Source organism: Streptomyces sp. NBC_01306 (assembly GCF_026340465.1).
Classification (GTDB): domain Bacteria; phylum Actinomycetota; class Actinomycetes; order Streptomycetales; family Streptomycetaceae; genus Streptomyces.
Genome location: NZ_JAPEPC010000001.1, coordinates 2101363 through 2119385 on the forward strand (window position 1 = coordinate 2101363; position 18023 = coordinate 2119385).

The following is an 18023-nucleotide window of genomic DNA, read 5'->3' on the forward strand; positions in this document are numbered from 1 at the left end:
ACATGACCACCGACACCCCCCTGCTCGAAGTCACCGGCCTGACCAAGTACTTCCCGGTGATGGGCGGATTCCCGTTCAAGCGCAAGGTCGCGGACGTCCAAGCGGTCGACGGCCTCGACTTCGCCGTCCACCAGGGCGAGTCGCTCGGCCTGGTGGGCGAGTCCGGCTGCGGCAAGTCCACCACCGGACGGCTCATAACCCGCCTGATGGAGCCGACCGCCGGCAAGATCACGTACCAGGGCCAGGACATCACGCACGCCTCCCGCAAGGAACTGGCGCCGGTCCGCTCCGAGATCCAGATGATCTTCCAGGACCCCTACTCGTCGCTCAACCCCCGTCAGACCGTCGGCAAGATCGTCGGTGGTCCGATGGAGGTCAACAACATCAACCCCAAGGGCGGCCGGGAACACCGGATCCGTGAGCTCCTGGAGATCGTCGGCCTCAACCCGGAGCACTACAACCGCTTCCCGCACGAGTTCTCCGGCGGCCAGCGCCAGCGCATCGGCGTCGCCCGCGCCCTCGCCCTGGAGCCCAAGCTCATCGTCGCCGACGAGCCGGTCTCCGCGCTCGACGTCTCCATCCAGGCCCAGGTTGTCAACCTCCTTCAGAAGCTCCAGAAGGAGATGGGGATCTCCTTCCTCTTCATCGCCCACGACCTGGCGATCGTCCGGCACTTCTCGCACCGGGTCGCCGTGATGTACCTCGGCAAGATCGTCGAGATCGCCGACCGCGAGACGCTCTACAGCGCTCCGCGGCACCCGTACACGCGGGCGCTGCTCTCCGCCGTCCCGGAGGCCACGGTCTCCGACGAGGGCACGGAGAAGGAGGACACCCGCATCCGGCTGGTCGGTGACGTCCCGTCGCCGCTGAACCCGCCGAGCGGCTGCCGGTTCCGTACGCGCTGCTGGAAGGCCACCGAGAAGTGCGCCACCGACGAGCCGCCGCTCGTCCAGCTGACGGACAGCAAGCCCGGTCACCTCACGGCGTGCCACTTCCCCGAGGAGCCCCCGGCCGCTGCCTGACCCTCTCCACCCCGCACCTGGCCCTGCCCGGACCGCACGCGCGTCCTGGCAGCCCTTCCCGGCCACTCCCACAGCGCCCCGCACCCACCGTGCGGGGCTCTGTGCTGTGCTGTCGCCACACGGCTCACAAGCGCTGGGCCCGGCCAACTGCCCGGTCCCTCGCCGATCGGGCGGCATCCCTCGCCGTATGGCTGACACCGGCCGCTGCGGCACTACGTTCCGCAGTCAGAATACGGACATCCGGGAGATTATTCGCGAGGTGTGACACTCGGTGAAATCAAAAGCCGGGCCATTGCAACCGGTCCAAGCCTTTCCGTGACGGGCACTTGACGCCCGCACAGACCGCTGCCTATCGTCCTCCTGCCGCCGGTTGATATTTCGGACACTCGTGCGGAGATCCTCCAAGTCACTCTTTTTGTTCTTCTGTTCTCGGCAATCGTCGGACGACCAGCACGGACAGGCTTGAAAGGAGGATCGATGTCGACGCACGGCAAAAAGACCCCGCTCACCCAGGAATCCCTGCCGGATTCCGCTGTGCCGCGCTGGGACGTCTCATCCCTCTTTCCCGATCCGCAGTCCGCCACCGTGGACGCATTACTCGACGGCCCGCTCCGCGAGGCGCGGTGCATGGCCGACGACTACGCCGGCACGCTGGCCGGCCTGGACGCGGAATCCTTACGGACCGCCATCCAGCGGTACGAGCACTGCGTCGCACGGATCCAGGAGGCCTCCTGCTACGGCGAGCTCCTCCGGACGGACGTCGAGCTGCGCCCACGAGCGATGGCCCTGCTCTCCCGCTGCGACCAGGCCTGGGCGGAACTGACCTCCACGCTGGCCTTCTTCGAAACGGAACTGGGCACCCGGGGGCCCAACGCACCGCACGACCTGGGCCCCTACGCGAACTTCGTCGGCAAGGTGCGAGCCGGATCCACCGGACACCTCCCTGACGTGCAGGAATCCATTCTCGCCCAGCTGCTGCCGACGGGCGGGGAGGGCTGGGAACGGCTGTCCCAGCAGCTGCTGCACGACATCTCGGTCGACCTGAACGGCGCCTCGCACAGCATCGCGGAGACCGTCCCGGGTCTGTACGAGGCGGACCGCGACGCCCGGCGGGCGACCCACGCGGCCATCGGAGCCGCCCTCGCCGGCCAGGCCGGGCTGCGCGCCTTCGCCCTGTCGATGACGGTGGCGGACAGCGAGACCAGGGCCGGGCTCCGGGGGACGGACTGGCTGCGTGAACGGCTCCTGTTCGACCAGGTGACCCCGGCAGAGCTCGACGCGCTACTGGCGGCATCGGATGAATGTCTTCCGCTTGTCCACTCCTATTACGCCCTGAAGCGAGAAATCCTGGGAGTCGGCGACTTCGCGGACTACGACAGGTACGCGCCCGTCGTAACGACCCCGCCCGAAATATCATGGCCGGCAGCCAAGAACACAGCCATAGCAGTCATGGAATCCATATCGCCGACGGTCGCCGATCTTTCCCGCACCATGTTCGACAGCGGAAGAATCGATGCGGCACCTCGCCCCGGAAAGGCCAGAAGCGCCTTCACCCAGGCAATTCCGGGACAGCTCCCCTGCATTTCCATGAATTTCCGCGGAAAGCCGAGGGACGTACTGACCCTCGTCCACGAGCTGGGGCACGCCGTCCACCTTCAGCTCGCTGCGGAGCAGCCCTACCTGGCGGCCACCCCGGCTCCCGTGATGGCCGAAACCTTCGCCTTGTTCTGCGAAGGGCTGGCCGTACGGCAGCTGCTGGCCGGCACCGCCGACCCCGGGGTGCGGTTGCAGTGGCTGGCGCGCTGGCTGGAGGACCAGATGGTCGCGATCGGCCGTCATGCGACGCTGCACCGGTTCGAGGTGGCCCTGCACGACCGGGCGCGCGACGGGCAGGCCCTCGACGCGGCGCACATCGGCGAGGTGTGGACCGAGGGGCAGCGCCGGCTCTACGGTCCCGCGGTGCGGCTGACCGAGGGGTACCGCCTGTGGTGGAGCTATCTGGATTCGCTCTTCACCGCCCCTGGTTCGAACTACGCCTATGTGTACGGCCAGTTGTCCGCGCTCACCCTGCTGCGCCACTTCGAGGCCGATCCGCAGGGCGTCGGCGCACGGCTGACGGCGACGCTGCGGCTGGGCGACACCCGGAAGCCGACGGACCTGCTGACCCTGGCCACCGGTGACCCCGGCCGTACCTGGCACGACGCGGTCGCACAGCTCACGCTCTCCCTGGACGAGCTGCGCAGCCTCACAGACTTCCGCTCCCCGCATCTCGCGGGCAGCGGGAAATCCACGCCCTGAGGGGCCCCGAGGAGGTGATCACTATGTCCGTTGCCATGACGACCCGTAAGGCCAGCATCGCCGGCCAGGCGAACGAGGGCTGAGCCCTCGCGTGAGGGGCACCGACCCCTTGCTGTCTGTGACTCCGCGGGTGGGCGCGCCAATCGCCCACCCGCGGAGGTCCATTGGACGGTCCGGCAGCCGGTCCGTCCCAGCATCAGTATCGCGGAAGGAAGACGACCATGCCCCCCGACGGGACACGCAGGCCCCAGCTCAAGCACACCTCGCCCACCTTCGGCTCGGGCGACACGGTCTTCATCGGCGGCTACGGCGAGGTGACCGAGATCGCCGACCCGACCGGAGCCATCCGCCGGCTGCTCGATCTGCTGGACGGCACGCGTACCACCGGCGAGGTGCACCAGGCGCTGACGGCCGACTTCCCCGAGGTCACACGCCAGGACGTCGAGGAGGCGGTGGCCCAGTTCGACGAGGCGCAGTTCCTGCTGGACGCCCAGCTGACCTCGGACGGTGTCCTCGAAGCGCATGAACTGAAGCGCTGGGAACGCAATATCAACTTCTTCGGTTCGTTCGCGCGGATGGACGACAACAGGTACGACCAGCAGCGCAAGCTCCGTGACTGCCGGGTCACGCTGCTCGGCCTGGGCGGCCTGGGGTCCCACATCCTGCTGGACATGGCGGCGATGGGGATCGGGCACGTACGGGCGGTGGAGTTCGACCGGGTGGAGCTGTCCAACCTCAACCGGCAGATCCTGTACCGGGAGGAGGACATCGGGGAGCAGAAGCTGCACCTGGCGGTCGAGCGGGTGAAGCAGTTCAATCCGCACATCGACATCGAACCGGTCGACATGAAGATCGGCTCCGTCGAGGACGTACTGCGCGTGCTGGACGGGACGGACGTGGTCATCTCCGTCGCGGACCGGCCCAAGATGGAGATCGCGAACTGGGTGAACGAAGCCTGTGTACGGACCGGGGTACCGCTGATCACCGGCGGTCTCGAAACCCAGCGCGCGGTGTACTACACCATGCTGCCGGGCCGGACGGGCTGCATCGAGTGCTGGCGGCGCCAGACCTTCGCGTCCGACGCGGTCGCCGGGCAGCTCCTCGACGAGAAGCGGGAGCGGCAGATCGGCGGGGACAACGCGGCGTTCTGCCCGCTCGTCACGATGACCACCGGGTTCCTCATCGGTGAACTGACCAGGCTGGTCACGGGGATCGCTCCGCCGGTCGCCGCCGGGCGGCTGATGGAGCTGCGGTTCGCGGACTACGCCATGGGTGAGAGCGAGCGCTGGGAGCGGCAGAGCGACTGCCCGGTGTGCGGCACCGCGGCCGGCTCCGGTGCGCCGGTGGCGGGTCTGGCCGTATCGGGCTGAGCCGCCCGCTCCACGCCCGGCCGGCTTTCCGCCCAACCACCTGACATTTCAGCCCTGTTGACACATCGCGGGCCGCCCCGCGCGGGGCGGCCCGCCGGTCCTTCCGCCGCAACGGGCTGCCCGGGACCGGGCCTTTCACCGCCTGCCGGCGCCCGGAAAAATATAGAGTGTCGCCCGGCCCTCGCCGTCGGCGACCGCGGACGGGGCCCGGCTTCCCTGCCCAGAACTGGCTCGACTCCTGCGCACCGGCGCCGATTCGTCACGGACTCTCTGGAGAAGCGCCTGTGGGAAGTCGTTACTACACCCTGCTGACCGCCTACATCACGTCCTCGCTCGGCAACTGGCTCTACCGGCTCGCCCTGCCCCTGCTGGTACTCAAACTCACCGGGTCGGCGCTCAGTACGGGCGCGGTCTACGCGATCGAGTACATCCCCTTCTTACTGCTGTCCCTGCCCGGCGGGGTGTTCGCCGACCGCTTCGACCGCCGCAAGATGCTCGTCTTCGGTGACCTCACCGCGGCCGTCATCGCCACCGGGCTCGCCCTGGTGGTCTCGGCGGGCAGCCACGCCCTGTGGCCCATCTACCTCACGGCGTTCCTGCTGGCCTGCGTGGAGCCGGTCTACCACCCGGCGTTCCAGAGTTTCCTGCCGGAGATCGTGCCCGCTGACCGGCTCGGCCCGGCCAACAGCTGGATGCAGTCGGGCGACAACATCATGAGCATGATCGGTCCGGCCGCCGCGGGCGGGCTGGTGATGTTCCTCGGTTACGAGACCACGATCTACGTCAACGCGGCGACGTTCGTCATCTCGGCGGGCGCCATCCTGCTCATCCGGCACACCGCGGCCCCGGGCGAACGGCAGCCGCCCCGCAAGGCCACCTTCGTCCAGGACATCCGGGTGGCCCTGCGCTATGTGTTCCGGCGGAACCGGGTGCTCGCCGCGGGCTCGCTGATGTTCACCGGAACCAACTTCGCGATCTGGCTGATCCAGGCCAACTTCGTCTTCTACCTGACCACTTACCGGCATCTGACCCCGCAGGTGATCGGGGTGGTGCTGGCCGCTCAGGGCGTCGGCGCGGTGCTCGGCGCGGCGGTCGCGGGCCGTCTGGTGCAGAAGTTCCCGCCCGGCCGGATCCTGATCGCCACCACGGCGATGGCCGGTCTGGCCACCCTGCTGCTGATCCCGCTGCGCGGCGCCTTCGCCATCGGGGTCGTATGGGGGCTGCTGTACGCGCTGGGTTCCATCAACCCGGTGGCCTGGTTCACCCTGCGCCAGAAGATCGTTCCACGGGAACTGCTCGGCCGGGTGGTCGCCACCACCCGCATGCTGGCCTTCGCCTCCATCCCGGTATCCGCCCTGCTGGCGGGCGCCCTGGAGTCCGCCTTCCACGACATGTATCTGATCATCGCGGTCGGCGCGGTGCTCCGCCTGGGCATCGCCGGGCTCGCGTACCTCTCCCCGCTGCGCACCCCGGTCGAGGGCGTGATCGAGGCCGACGGCACCGGCCCCCGGTCGGCAGCGGGAGCGGCGGGCGCGGAACAGGCGTCCTGACAGGGCAGGAGGGCTGCTGCGTCAGTGCTCGTAAGGACCGCGCCGGTCCAGCAGCCTCCGGAAGGCGGTCGGGCGCGGGCGGACCGGCAGGAGGTCCCTGATCCGCTCCGCGCACTCCAGTGGGGTCAGCACGCTGGTGTCGCATTCGATGTCGTAGACGCCGTGGGCATGGACCTGGCCGAACTGCATCGCCGCCTGCCCCGGTGTGCGGTCCCCCGCGCTCCCGCTCGCGCCGCTCCAGTTCGGGGAGCGGGCAGCGGACCCCGACGAGCAGGACGTCGTCCGGGGCGAAGACGGAGAGGCAGTCGTCCAGCCGCCAGCTCCGGCTGAGCACATGGTCCACGACGATGTCGTTCCCGCCGGCCGCCATGCCGGCCGCAGCGCGGTGGAAACCTCGGGCGGTGCTGTCGATGACGTCCTGGAGCTCGTGCGGCAGGATCTCCCGCTCCGAACGCATCGCGTGGAAGGCGTCCACCGGGAAGTGGAAGTACCGCCCGTCCAGGATGCGCAGCAGCTCGGTGGCGATGCTCGACTTCCCCGAACTGGACGTCCCGTTCAGGAAGATGACGGTTCCGCCGGGTGGCGCGTGCGTACGGCCGGGGTTGCGCTGATCGATGCCGCTGTTCATCCGGTCAGCCAACAGGGCGGGCTCCGGCCCCGAAAGCCGTCTGTGTTTCGATGCTCCGATGACTGCTCACATCCGCCTGCGCCGGGACGCGGACCTGGCTGCCTGCGTCCGGATCCTCTCCGACGTACACACCAGGGACAGCTACCCCCTCAACTGGCCCGCCGACCCGGCCGGCTGGCTCACGCCGGACGGCCTGCTCGGTGCCTGGGTGGCCGAACTCGGCGGAGAGGTGACGGGGCACGCGGTGCTGTCACCGGGCGACGAGGCGGGCACCTGTCAGGTGAACAGGCTGTACGTGTCCCCGGCCGCACGCGGCCACCGCGTGGGTGAGCTGCTGATGGACCGTGTCACCTGCGCGGCAAGGAAGTCGGGGCTGCGCCCGGTCCTGGACGTGGTCACCACCAACACCGCGGCGGTCGCGCTCTACGAACGCCTGGGTTGGATCCGTACGGCCACCGTGCACGCGTACTGGACTGCGGACCCCGCGGTGATGATGCACCAGTACCGGGGACCGGTCTGACATCGTCCGGCAGACCGGCTGGACGCCGCTGCGTACCGAAAGTGCCCGGACGTCGCTCTCGCTACCCTTCGCGTATGGACTACGCGAAGATGCGCGCGATCGCAGAGGACCTCAGTGCTTACGCCGAGCACCTTGAGGGATCCTGGAGTGTCGAGATCGGCCCCGGCGGGCCGTTCCTCGCCATGATCAGCCCCTCGAAGCGCCACGAGGGGACAGTTCACCGCATCCGGAACCAGCTCAATCAGCAGCTTCCCGCCACTCATCCCGGCTACGTCTGCGCCAACGGCCCGGAGATCGAGCACCCCGAGATCGGCCGTATGCGGCGCCCCGACGCTCTCGTCATCCCCGAGGAGGCGCTCGACGAACCGGGGCTCGCCGTCGACGCCACCCAGGTCCTGGCCGTCATCGAGATCGTGTCCCCCTCCAACCCCGAGAACGACTACGGCGAGAAGCTAGCCGAGTATCCGGCCATGGGGATCGGGCTCTACATGATCGTCGATCCGCGCACCGGGACCATCGAGGTCCACTCCGACCCCTGCGGGGACCGCTACCGGCAGAAGGCCCCGTACATCTTCGGCGACACCGTCGCGCTCGGGCCGTGGACCGTGGACTCCAGCGGCTTCCGGCGGTACGGGAAGCCGGGCGACCGGGCACTCTGACCAGCACGCAGAACGCCCGGCCCCCCACCAGTCGTGGTGGAGGGCCGGGCGGGGTCCCAGTAAGGGCGGAGCGGTGTCAGCGCTTGGCGCGCGAGGCGCTGCGGCCGCGCTCCTTCTGGTCCAGGACGACCTTGCGGATACGCACGGTCTCCGGGGTCACCTCGATGCACTCGTCGTCGCGGCAGAACTCCAGCGACTGCTCCAGCGACAGCTTCCTGGCCGGCACCACGTTCTCCGTGGTGTCCGCGGACGCGGCACGCATGTTGGTGAGCTTCTTCTCCTTGGTGATGTTCACGTCCATGTCGTCGGCGCGCGAGTTCTCGCCGATGATCATGCCCTCGTAGACCTCCGTGGTGGCCTCGGTGAAGATGACACCGCGCTCCTGGAGGTTGACCATCGCGAACGGCGTCACGACGCCCGCGCGGTCCGCGACCAGCGAGCCGTTGTGGCGGGTCCGCAGGTCACCGAACCACGGCTCGTGGCCCTCGAAGATCGAGTGCGCGATGCCGGTGCCACGGGTCTGGGTGAGGAACTCCGTACGGAAGCCGATGAGGCCGCGGGACGGGACGATCCACTCCATGCGGACCCAGCCCGAACCGTGGTTCGTCATGGTCTCCATGCGGCCCTTGCGGGTCGCCATCAGCTGGGTGATGGCGCCGAGGTGCTCCTCGGGCGAGTCGATCGTCATGCGCTCGATCGGCTCGTGCGTCTTGCCGTCGATCTGCTTGGTGACGACCTCGGGCTTGCCGACGGTCAGCTCGAAGCCCTCGCGGCGCATCTGCTCGACCAGGATGGCGAGCGCCAGCTCACCACGGCCCTGGACCTCCCAGGCGTCGGGGCGCTCGGTGTCCAGGACGCGGAGCGAGACGTTACCGACCAGCTCGCGGTCCAGACGGTCCTTGATCTGCCGGGCAGTGACCTTGTGGCCCTTGCCGCCCTTGCCGACCAGCGGCGAGGTGTTGGCGCCGATGGTCATCGAGATGGCCGGCTCGTCCACCGTGATCAGCGGCAGCGCGATCGGGTTCTCGGGGTCGGCCAGGGTCTCGCCGATCATGATGTCCGGGATACCGGCGATGGCGCAGATGTCGCCGGGACCGGCCTTCTCGGCCGGCTTGCGGGTGAGCGCCTCGGTCATCAGCAGCTCGGTGATGCGGACGTTGGCGATCGTGCCGTCGCGCTTGATCCACGCGACGGTCTGGCCCTTGCGCAGCTCGCCCTGCTCGACGCGGCAGAGCGCGATACGGCCGAGGAAGTTGTCCGCGTCGAGGTTGGTGACGTGCGCCTGAAGCGGGGCGTCCTCGTCGTACTCCGGCGCCGGGACGCTGGAGAGGATCGTGGAGAAGAACGGCTCCAGGTTCTCGCTGTCCTGCGGGACGGTGCCGTCGTCGGGCTTGGTCAGCGAGGCGACGCCGTCACGGGCGCACGCGTAGACGATCGGGAACTCGATCTGGTCCTCGTCGGCGTCCAGGTCCAGGAAGAGATCGTACGTCTCGTTGACGATCTCGTCGATCCGGGAGTCCGGGCGGTCCGTCTTGTTCACGCAGAGGATGACCGGCAGCTTGGCGTCCAGGGCCTTGCGGAGCACGAAGCGGGTCTGCGGCAGCGGTCCCTCGGAGGCGTCGACGAGGAGAACGACCGCGTCCACCATCGAGAGACCGCGCTCGACCTCACCACCGAAGTCGGCGTGGCCGGGGGTGTCGATGATGTTGATCGTGATGACGTCGCCGCCATCCTTCGGGTGGTACTTCACGGCCGTGTTCTTGGCCAGGATCGTGATGCCCTTCTCACGCTCCAGGTCGTTCGAGTCCATCATGCGGTCGTCGAGGTGCTCGGCGGCGTGCGCGGCGAAGGCGCCGGCCTGCTTGAGCATGGCGTCGACCAGGGTGGTCTTGCCGTGGTCGACGTGGGCGACGATGGCTACGTTACGGATGTCGTGGCGCGTGGGCATGGGTGGCTTGCGCTTCTCTCAGCTCGTGGGATGCGGCGTCTGTCCTGGTACGCCCGCCGGGCGGACGCGCCACGGCCAGTCCCATGGTACGGGGCCTGCGCGCCCGGGGCTTCCCGGGCGATGGTTACCGGCCCCCGGCCCTTGCGTACCAAGGGTCGTACGGGGGCGGGACGGTTTTCCCGGCGGCCTGTGAGGCGGCCTGCGGCGCGAGAACCCAGCTTGCCCGCCGACAGGGCCGGCGGGCAAGTGGAGGGATTGACTCCGTTAGGCGCTCAGGACCTCTTGTAACTGCTCAGGACCTCTTGGCGGACTTCAGGAAGCCGATGTCCTGGTAGACGGGGGCGGCGAAACCGAAGGCTCCGGCGTTCGCGACGCCCCGCTTGGCCGCGACGAGGTCCGGGCGCTGATAGAGCGGAATCGATCCTGCGGTGGCCCAGATATGGGCGTCGGCCTGCTTCACCAGATCCCGCTCGGTCTTCTGGTTCAGCTCGCCCGACGCGCGGTCGAAGAGCTGGTCGATGCGCTCGGTGCCGACCCGGGTGTAGTTCTGGTCGACCAGGAGCGAGCCGTCGGACGCGACGGCCGGCTTGGCGTAGATCGGCCGGGCGTCGGTGGCCGGGTAGGCGCTGGCGGGCCAGGAGTAGAGAGCCAGGTCGTAGTCGCCGGACGCGATGTGGTCCTTGAAGTAACCGGCGCTGTCGACCTTGCTGACCACCGTGCGGATACCGACGGCGTCCAGCTCCTGCGTGATCTTGGCGCCGACGCTGTTGATCACCTCCGAGCCGGGTCCTGAGGGCAGCACGAACCGCAGGGTCAGCGACTTGCCGTTCTTGCCGAGCGCGGCGGCCGGTGCGGCGGCGGCCGGAGCCGCGGTGCCCTTGGGGGCGTACGCACCCGCCACCTGGTGCTTCTCGTCGCCGGACGCGGCACCGGACTTCGAGTCGCCGGACGTGGCACCGGGCTTCGAGTCGTCGAGGGAGCCCGCCGCGGGCTTGGCCGAGGCGTCGGACTTGGCGGACGCCTCGGGCTTGGCGGACGCATCCGGCTTCCCCGAAGCCTCCGGCTTGCCCGAGGCGGCAGGCTTGCCGGACGCATCCGGCTTGCTTCCCGCCTTGGTGCCCTGGTCCGTTTCGCGCGCGCCCTGGGCCGTCCAGCCCGCGTCGGCCAGCAGCGCCTGGGCCTGCCGCGCGTCATGGCCGCCGATGGCCCCGCTGTTGTCCGCGTAGTCCTCCTGGCCCGCCAGCGCCAGATGGCTGCCGGGCGGCAGGGCGGGCAGCCCCAGCGGCTTCAGTACGTCGGACGCGATCTCCTTGCGGTCCAGCGCCCTGGCGACCGCCCGGCGCACCCGCTCGTCCTGGAGCGGGCCCGAGCTGCCGTTCATGGCCAGCTGGGTGAAGGCCGGCTCCAGGGACTTGCGGACCACATAGCCGTGCAGGGCCGCCTGCTGCCGCGCGTACTCCTGGCGGTCCTTGCGGGTCTGCTCGGCGGCCCGGCTCGCGGCCTCCTGGGCCTCCGGGCCATCAGCGCCGTGCGCCGCGGCCCAGTTCAGCAGGGCGTCGGCGGGCTGCACATCGCTGCCGGGGCCGTGGGTCAGCGGCTGCCCGTTGTGCCCGTCCTTGCCCGCGAGGGTGATCCGGCCTGCGGCCTGTCCGTCGATGTCCGCCAGGTCCAGGGACCCTGCCGTGAGGGCCGCGGTGCGCTCCTCGGCCGGTACGGCGGTCAGGACGAGCGAGTCGAGCTTGGCCTCCCGCCCCCACCAGTGCGGGTTGCGGACCAGCTTGACCTGCTTGGCGTCCGTGTCCACGCTCTTGATACTGAACGGCCCCGCCGTCGCCGCGAGCGTCTTGCGCGCCCCGTCGTTGAAGGTGTCCGGGGTGCTCATGACCTCCTTCGGATACAGCGGCGTGAAGAGCGAACGCCAGTCTGCGTACGGCTTGTTGAAGGTGACCTGGACCTCCAGGTCGTTCTTGCCCTTCTCGATCTTCTCGATCCGGTCGTACCCGGCGTTGCGCGCGGTCCAGAACCCCGAGTCCCTGCCGCTGAGCGCCCGCCACTGGGCCACGAAGTCGGGCGCCCCGATCTCCCGGCCGTTGCTCCAGACCGCCTTCTGGTTGATCCGGTAGCGGACCACCTGCTTCGGCTCCTGCTTGATGACGTCGGCCGACTCCAGGTAGTCGCCGTTCAGCTTCGGCCGCCCCGAGCGGTCGAGCGTGAACAGCGAGGGCAGCGTCGCGCCCGCGATCCGCGAGGTGGACGCGTCGGCGTCGGCCTGGAAGGTGTTCAGCGTGGCGGGCATCGCGTCGACCGCCCAGCGCAGGGTGCCGCCGTCGGCCACCCGGGAACGCGACGCCGTACCGATGTCCGGCGCCACCGCCTTCGCGTTACTGCTGTGGTCATCACTCGAACCGCACCCGGCCAGCACGGGCAGCGCGAGTACACCGGTGGCGAGGAGCGCGACGCTGCGACGCTTCGCTCTCCCGTGTGGGACGCCGACGTGGGACATGGCTGATACCTCCGGGGCCGACCCCCGCCCATCCCTGCTGGGAATCCCATCCCTGCTGCGAATGAACGTGGATCTTCGGGTTTGGTGGCATTTCATGTTGATCACACCTATGACCCCTTCACTGAAGGGGAGGCCCCGCAGCGTCCGTGGGAGACACGTCGGGACACCGCCCGAACCCCACCCGTGCGGAGCAATGGGGGGGCGCTCGCCGGGGCCCGCGCCACCCGGTCGCACCCCTGACTCCTGGCGGATCCGTCCGTATCCCTTCCCAAGCGTGATGTGACGCGCGACACTCTCCGACGCGCGATCGTTTGCCGTCCGCACCGGCGGAAGTGAGGCAAGTCATGCCCCTGCACGACGATTTGACCGCCGCTCAGCGCTCTCTCGATGAGCTGGTCCGCTCGCTCGGCCTGCTGGAGGAGCGGCTCGGCAGCGGCCTGGAGGTCCGCCGGGTCCGCACGGACGCCGGCCATCTGCGCGAGAGCCTCGCCCTGCTGCGTGCAGCCGTACCGGCCGCCCGCCCCGCGGCCGGACCCGATCTGGTCACCATCTCCGACACCCCGTACGACACGGCCCTCTGGTCGTCCGCCGCGTCCTCCGCGACCGACGGCTACGTGGACGACGAGGGGATCGGCGCCCGCGACCGGCACGCCCCCTGATCCCAGATCGGCCGACGAAGTGGAGTCCCCGTTGGCAACAAGTACGGAACCCCGGCCCCGTCCCGGCAGGGGCGTGCACGACGCGTCGCGCGCCGCCATCGCCGCCCGCCATCTGCGGACCGACCGCTGGTGGCTCTCGCCCGCGGCCACCGCCGCCGGACTGCTCGCCTTCGTCGTCTACTCGACCTGGCGGGCCTTCGCGAACGCCGACTACTACACGGCGCCCTACGTCTCGCCCTTCTACTCCCCCTGCCTGGCGCAGAAGTGCGTGCCCATGCGGCACGGACCGAACTGGGACCTCTTCGGCAGCTGGTGGGGCATCTCCCCCGCCATCCTGATCCTGGTCTTCCCGCTGGGCTTCCGGCTGACCTGCTACTACTACCGCAAGGCCTACTACCGGGGCTTCTGGGCGTCCCCGCCGGCCTGCGCGGTCGCCGAACCGCACAAGAAGTACAGCGGCGAGACCCGCTTCCCGCTGATCATGCAGAACATCCACCGGTACTTCTTCTACGCGGCCGTGGTCATCGCCGGGATCCTGACGTACGACACCGTGATGACCTTCCGCGACGAGCGGTACCACTGGGGCCATATGGGCCTCGGCTCCGTGGTCTTCCTGGTCAACGCCGTGCTGATCTGGGCGTACACCGCCTCCTGCCACTCCTGCCGGCACATCGTGGGCGGTCGGCTGAAGCACTTCTCCCGGCATCCGGTCCGCTACCGGCTCTGGGGCTGGGTCAGCGCGCTGAATGCCCGTCATATGCAGCTTGCCTGGGCGTCGTTGGTCAGCATCGCGGTCGCCGACTTCTACGTCTATCTGGTCGCTTCCGGTGTCTTCGACGATCCGAGGTTCTTCTAGATGAGGTTTTTTGGATGACGACTCAGCTCGACCGGCAGCAGTGGGACGTCGTGGTCGTGGGCGCGGGCGGCGCCGGGCTGCGCGCCGCCATCGCCGCCCGCGAACAGGGCGCCAGGACCGCCGTGATCTGCAAGTCGCTCTTCGGCAAGGCCCACACGGTCATGGCCGAGGGCGGGATCGCGGCCTCCATGGGCAATGTGAACTCGGGCGACAACTGGCAGGTGCACTTCCGCGACACCCTGCGCGGCGGGAAGTTCCTCAACCAGTGGCGGATGGCCGAGCTGCACGCCCAGGAGGCCCCCGACCGGGTCTGGGAGCTGGAGACCTGGGGCGCGCTCTTCGACCGCACGCCCGAGGGGAAGATCTCCCAGCGCAACTTCGGCGGCCACGAATACCCGCGGCTCGCCCATGTCGGCGACCGGACCGGCCTTGAGCTCATCCGTACCCTCCAGCAGAAGATCGTCTCGCTCCAGCAGGAGGACGCGCGCGAATTCGGCGACCCCGAGGCGCGGTTGAAGGTCTTCCAGGAGTGCACGGTCACCCGCATCCTCACCTCGGCGCCGGACGGCTCCACCCCCACGACCGCCCCGGACGCCGCCTCCGCGGCCACGCCGGACGGCGGCTCCGCCACGGGCGATCGGGTCGCCGGGACCTTCTGCTACCAGCGCGAGTCGGGCCGGTTCTTCGTCCTGGAGGCGCCCAGCGTGGTCCTCGCCACCGGCGGCATCGGCAAGTCCTTCAAGGTCACATCGAACTCCTGGGAGTACACCGGTGACGGCCACGCGCTGGCGCTGCTGGCGGGCGCACCGCTGCTGAACATGGAGTTCGTGCAGTTCCACCCGACCGGGATGATCTGGCCGCCCTCGGTGAAGGGGCTGCTTGTCACCGAGTCGGTGCGCGGCGACGGCGGGGTGCTGCGCAACAGCGAGGGCAAGCGGTTCATGTTCGACTACATCCCCGATGTCTTCAAGGAGAAGTACGCGGAGTCCGAGGAGGAGGGCGACCGCTGGTACGAGGACCCGGACAGCAACCGCCGCCCGCCCGAGCTGCTGCCGCGCGACGAGGTCGCCCGGGCCATCAACTCCGAGGTCAAGGCGGGCCGCGGCTCACCGCACGGCGGGGTCTACCTCGATGTGTCGACGCGGATGTCCGCCGAGGTCATCAAACGCCGACTGCCCTCGATGTACCACCAGTTCAGGGAGCTGGCCGATGTCGACATCACCGCGGAGGCGATGGAGGTCGGTCCGACCTGCCACTACGTGATGGGCGGGATCGCGGTCGACTCGGAGACCGCGGCCGCGCTCGGGGTGCCGGGGCTCTACGCGGCGGGCGAGGTCGCGGGCGGGATGCACGGGTCCAACAGGCTCGGCGGGAACTCCCTCTCCGACCTGCTGGTCTTCGGCCGCCGCGCCGGGCTCCACGCGGCGCGGCACTCGGCGTCGCTCACCGTACGGCCGCAGGTCGACGAGGAACGGATCGACGCGGCGGCCGCCGAGGCGTTGCGGCCCTTCAGCGCCGAGAGTCCGGATGACGGGGGCGCCGATGCGGGAAGCGGGCCGGCAGCGGCGGCGGAGAACCCGTACACCCTCCACCAGGAGCTCCAGCAGACCATGAACGATCTGGTCGGCATCATCCGCCGCGAGGCCGAGATGGAACAGGCCCTGGAGAAACTGGCGGCGCTGCGGGTACGGGCCCGCCGGGCCGGGGTCGAGGGGCACCGGCAGTTCAACCCGGGCTGGCACCTCGCGCTGGACCTGCGGAACATGCTGCTGGTCAGCGAGTGCATCGCGCGCGCCGCGCTGGAGCGGACCGAGAGCCGCGGCGGGCACACCCGCGAGGACTGGCCCGCCATGGAGCGCACCTGGCGCGGGATCAATCTGCTGTGCCGGCTGGCCGCCCCGGCGGCGGCCGATCCGGCCCCGGCCGAGCCGGACACGGGCCAGATCGTGCTGGTCCGCAAGCAGACCGTGCCGATCCGTCAGGACCTGCTCGCCCTCTTCGAGCGGGATGAGCTGGTCAAGTACCTCGCCGAAGAGGAGTTGTACGAGTGAGTTCGTACGAAGCACGCTTCAGGGTCTGGCGCGGGGACACGGACGGCGGGGAGCTGCGGGACTTCACCGTCGAGGTGAACGACGGCGAGGTGGTCCTCGACATCATCCACCGCATCCAGGCGACCCAGGCGTCCGATCTGGCGGTTCGCTGGAACTGCAAGGCCGGCAAGTGCGGTTCGTGCAGCGCGGAGGTCAACGGGCGGCCGCGCCTCATGTGCATGACGCGGATGTCCGTCTTCGCGCGGACGGACACGATCACGGTGACCCCGCTGCGGGCGTTCCCGGTCGTCCGGGACCTGGTGACGGATGTGTCCTTCAACTACGCGAAGGCCCGGGAGGTGCCGGCGTTCGTACCGCCGGAGGGGGTGAAGCCGGGCGAGTACCGGATGCAGCAGGTGGATGTGGAGCGCTCGCAGGAGTTCCGCAAGTGCATCGAGTGCTTCCTCTGCCAGGACACCTGCCATGTGGTGCGCGACCACGAGGAGAACAAGGCGGCCTTCGCAGGCCCGCGGTTCCTGATGCGGGTCGCCGAGCTGGACATGCACCCGCTGGACGCCGCGGCCGAGGCGGGGCTCGACCGGAAGCGGACCGCGCAGGAGGAGCACGGCCTTGGCTACTGCAACATCACCAAGTGCTGCACGGATGTCTGCCCCGAGGGCATCAAGATCACCGACAACGCCCTGATCCCCCTGAAGGAGCGGGCCGTGGACCGGAAGTACGACCCGCTGGTCTGGCTGGGAAACAAGATCGGCCGCCGCCGCGAGTGAGCGGGGTCCGGGGCCGGTGCCCGGGTCAGGCACCCGGGCGCAGACCGGCAGGCCCCAGCGCCCGTCAGTTCCAGCCCTTCCGGTACGCCGTCCAGTCGGCCTCGGTCGCCGCGAAGTCGACGTACAGCGCGACACCGAAGTGCTCCCGGTCGCGGTCCTGCCTGCCGAGCGCGAGCCGCACCCCGCGCACCGCTGCCGCAACCGTCTCCGCGGACGCCAGATGACCGGGCTTGGTCTCGTGGTAGAAGGGCAGCCCCATCAGCAAGTCCGTTGATTCCGGGGTGACTTCGAGGGCCAGCGCGGTCTGCTCGGCGACATAGCCGCCGTACAGGCTCTGGAGCGGCAGCGCGGTGTCGTACGACATGACGGCTATCTGGTCCACCCGGCGGGCCACCTCGCCGAAGTACTTCTGCGACCAGTACTTGGGGTGCCCGGTGAGTGTGCCCGCGACGGTGTGCAGGGCGGGCAGCGGGTCGATCTGGTGGGAGGCCACGGAGAGCAGGACGCCCCGGTCCCTGGTGAGTGTGCGCAGGCGGTCGAGAAGTGCCAGATAGTCGCGGTCGCCCGAGTGCAGCGGCTCCAGGTCGAAGTGCGTCCCTTCGAACCCCGCGTCGATGATCCCGCGCGCGGAGCCGACGATGGCGCTGCGGGACGCGGCCCGGGTGAGGTCGAGGCCGTCCGGGGTCTCGGTGTTCAGCTGGTCGCCGAGCCAGGCCTGGACGCGTACGCCGGGGAGCTCGCGGTGCACGGCGGCGATGAGCCACTTCGCCCCGGCGTAGCGGGCGGGCGGCAGCGTGCCGTCGTGCTCCAGCGGGCCCGCGTGCACATAGAGGTCCCGCAGGCCGGTCCCCCGCAGCCGGGCCGCGAGTGCCTGCACGTCGGTGTCCTTCTTCCGGCCGTCGACCCAGGCGTGGCCGAGCCAGATGGCGTCCCGGCCGCGGGTGCGGGTGCCGTCGTGGTAGTCGCCCGCGTAGTTCGCGCGCAGGGCGATGCCCGCGGTGAGCGCGGGGACGAGAAGGAGTAGGGCGACCCCGAGTGCGGTCCGCTTGAGCCAGGTGAGCCAGGTGCGGCTGGGTCCTCGCGGCGTTCGTCTGCTCCGGACGGCCCAGTTCCGGACGGCCCAGTTCCGGCCGCCGAAGTGTCGCACCTGCACCCATGCCCCCCACGAGCTCGTACGGTAGGCCCCACAGAG

General features: G+C 69.6%; 13 protein-coding genes and 1 pseudogene. 10 read left to right on the forward strand and 4 right to left on the reverse strand.

Going from position 1 to position 18023, the window contains the following annotated elements:
• The first annotated feature begins 2 nt into the window (after positions 1-2).
• The 4 genes from OG385_RS08990 to OG385_RS09005 all read left to right on the forward strand — a co-directional run bounded on the left by OG385_RS08990 (position 3) and on the right by OG385_RS09005 (position 6240).
• The gene (locus tag OG385_RS08990) at positions 3-1022 is read left to right on the forward strand and encodes an ABC transporter ATP-binding protein (RefSeq protein WP_266853464.1); all 1020 of its coding nucleotides are present in this window, start codon (positions 3-5) and stop codon (positions 1020-1022) included.
• Between the two features lie 477 nt (positions 1023-1499).
• Complete coding sequence (locus OG385_RS08995) at positions 1500-3320, forward strand: M3 family metallopeptidase (protein ID WP_266853466.1); 1821 nt, start codon at positions 1500-1502, stop codon at positions 3318-3320.
• Positions 3321-3541: 221 nt separating this feature from the next.
• Entirely contained in the window at positions 3542-4690 is a 1149-nt protein-coding gene (locus OG385_RS09000) for a ThiF family adenylyltransferase (protein ID WP_266853468.1), read from the forward strand.
• A gap of 284 nt (positions 4691-4974) precedes the next feature.
• Positions 4975-6240, forward strand: a complete 1266-nt coding sequence (locus OG385_RS09005; protein ID WP_266853470.1) for an MFS transporter — start codon at positions 4975-4977, stop codon at positions 6238-6240.
• A gap of 21 nt (positions 6241-6261) precedes the next feature.
• Here OG385_RS09005 and OG385_RS09010 read toward each other — a convergent pair.
• Positions 6262-6868 (reverse strand): annotated as a pseudogene (locus tag OG385_RS09010) (chloramphenicol phosphotransferase CPT family protein).
• Between the two features lie 58 nt (positions 6869-6926).
• Here OG385_RS09010 and OG385_RS09015 point away from each other — a divergent pair.
• Together OG385_RS09015 and OG385_RS09020 are read left to right on the forward strand one after the other, a co-directional pair.
• A complete protein-coding gene (locus OG385_RS09015) occupies positions 6927-7388 on the forward strand; it encodes an N-acetyltransferase (RefSeq protein WP_266853472.1) in 462 nt (153 codons plus the stop codon).
• 74 nt (positions 7389-7462) lie between these two features.
• Positions 7463-8047 (forward strand): Uma2 family endonuclease, encoded by a 585-nt coding sequence (locus OG385_RS09020; RefSeq protein ID WP_266853474.1) that lies wholly within the window; start codon positions 7463-7465, stop codon positions 8045-8047.
• 76 nt (positions 8048-8123) lie between these two features.
• On the opposite strand, the gene typA is transcribed toward OG385_RS09020, so the two are convergent.
• Together typA and OG385_RS09030 are read right to left on the reverse strand one after the other, a co-directional pair.
• Positions 8124-9995 (reverse strand): translational GTPase TypA, encoded by a 1872-nt coding sequence (gene typA, locus OG385_RS09025; protein WP_266853476.1) that lies wholly within the window; start codon positions 9993-9995, stop codon positions 8124-8126.
• A gap of 292 nt (positions 9996-10287) precedes the next feature.
• Positions 10288-12498, reverse strand: coding sequence for an ABC transporter family substrate-binding protein (locus OG385_RS09030; protein ID WP_266853478.1), 2211 nt, complete (start codon positions 12496-12498; stop codon positions 10288-10290).
• Between the two features lie 344 nt (positions 12499-12842).
• Between OG385_RS09030 and OG385_RS09035 the strand changes: the two genes are divergently transcribed.
• Genes OG385_RS09035 through OG385_RS09050 form a run of 4 tightly spaced genes read left to right on the forward strand, consistent with a single transcriptional unit; the run spans position 12843 to position 16831 of the window.
• Positions 12843-13157 carry a hypothetical protein gene (locus OG385_RS09035; protein ID WP_266853479.1) on the forward strand — a complete coding sequence of 105 codons (315 nt, stop codon included), beginning with the start codon at positions 12843-12845 and terminating at the stop codon, positions 13155-13157.
• A 31-nt stretch (positions 13158-13188) separates the two neighbouring features.
• Complete coding sequence (locus tag OG385_RS09040) at positions 13189-14013, forward strand: hypothetical protein (RefSeq protein ID WP_266853481.1); 825 nt, start codon at positions 13189-13191, stop codon at positions 14011-14013.
• Between the two features lie 14 nt (positions 14014-14027).
• Positions 14028-16064: a fumarate reductase/succinate dehydrogenase flavoprotein subunit gene (locus OG385_RS09045; RefSeq protein ID WP_266853483.1), complete on the forward strand. Its 2037-nt coding sequence runs from the start codon at positions 14028-14030 to the stop codon at positions 16062-16064.
• Entirely contained in the window at positions 16061-16831 is a 771-nt protein-coding gene (locus OG385_RS09050; protein ID WP_266853485.1) for a succinate dehydrogenase/fumarate reductase iron-sulfur subunit, read from the forward strand. Before OG385_RS09045 ends, OG385_RS09050 begins: the two co-directional genes overlap by 4 nt.
• Before the next feature lie 64 nt (positions 16832-16895).
• Here OG385_RS09050 and OG385_RS09055 read toward each other — a convergent pair whose 3' ends face one another.
• The gene (locus tag OG385_RS09055) at positions 16896-17984 is read right to left on the reverse strand and encodes a hypothetical protein (protein ID WP_266853487.1); all 1089 of its coding nucleotides are present in this window, start codon (positions 17982-17984) and stop codon (positions 16896-16898) included.
• Positions 17985-18023: the final 39 nt, after the last annotated feature.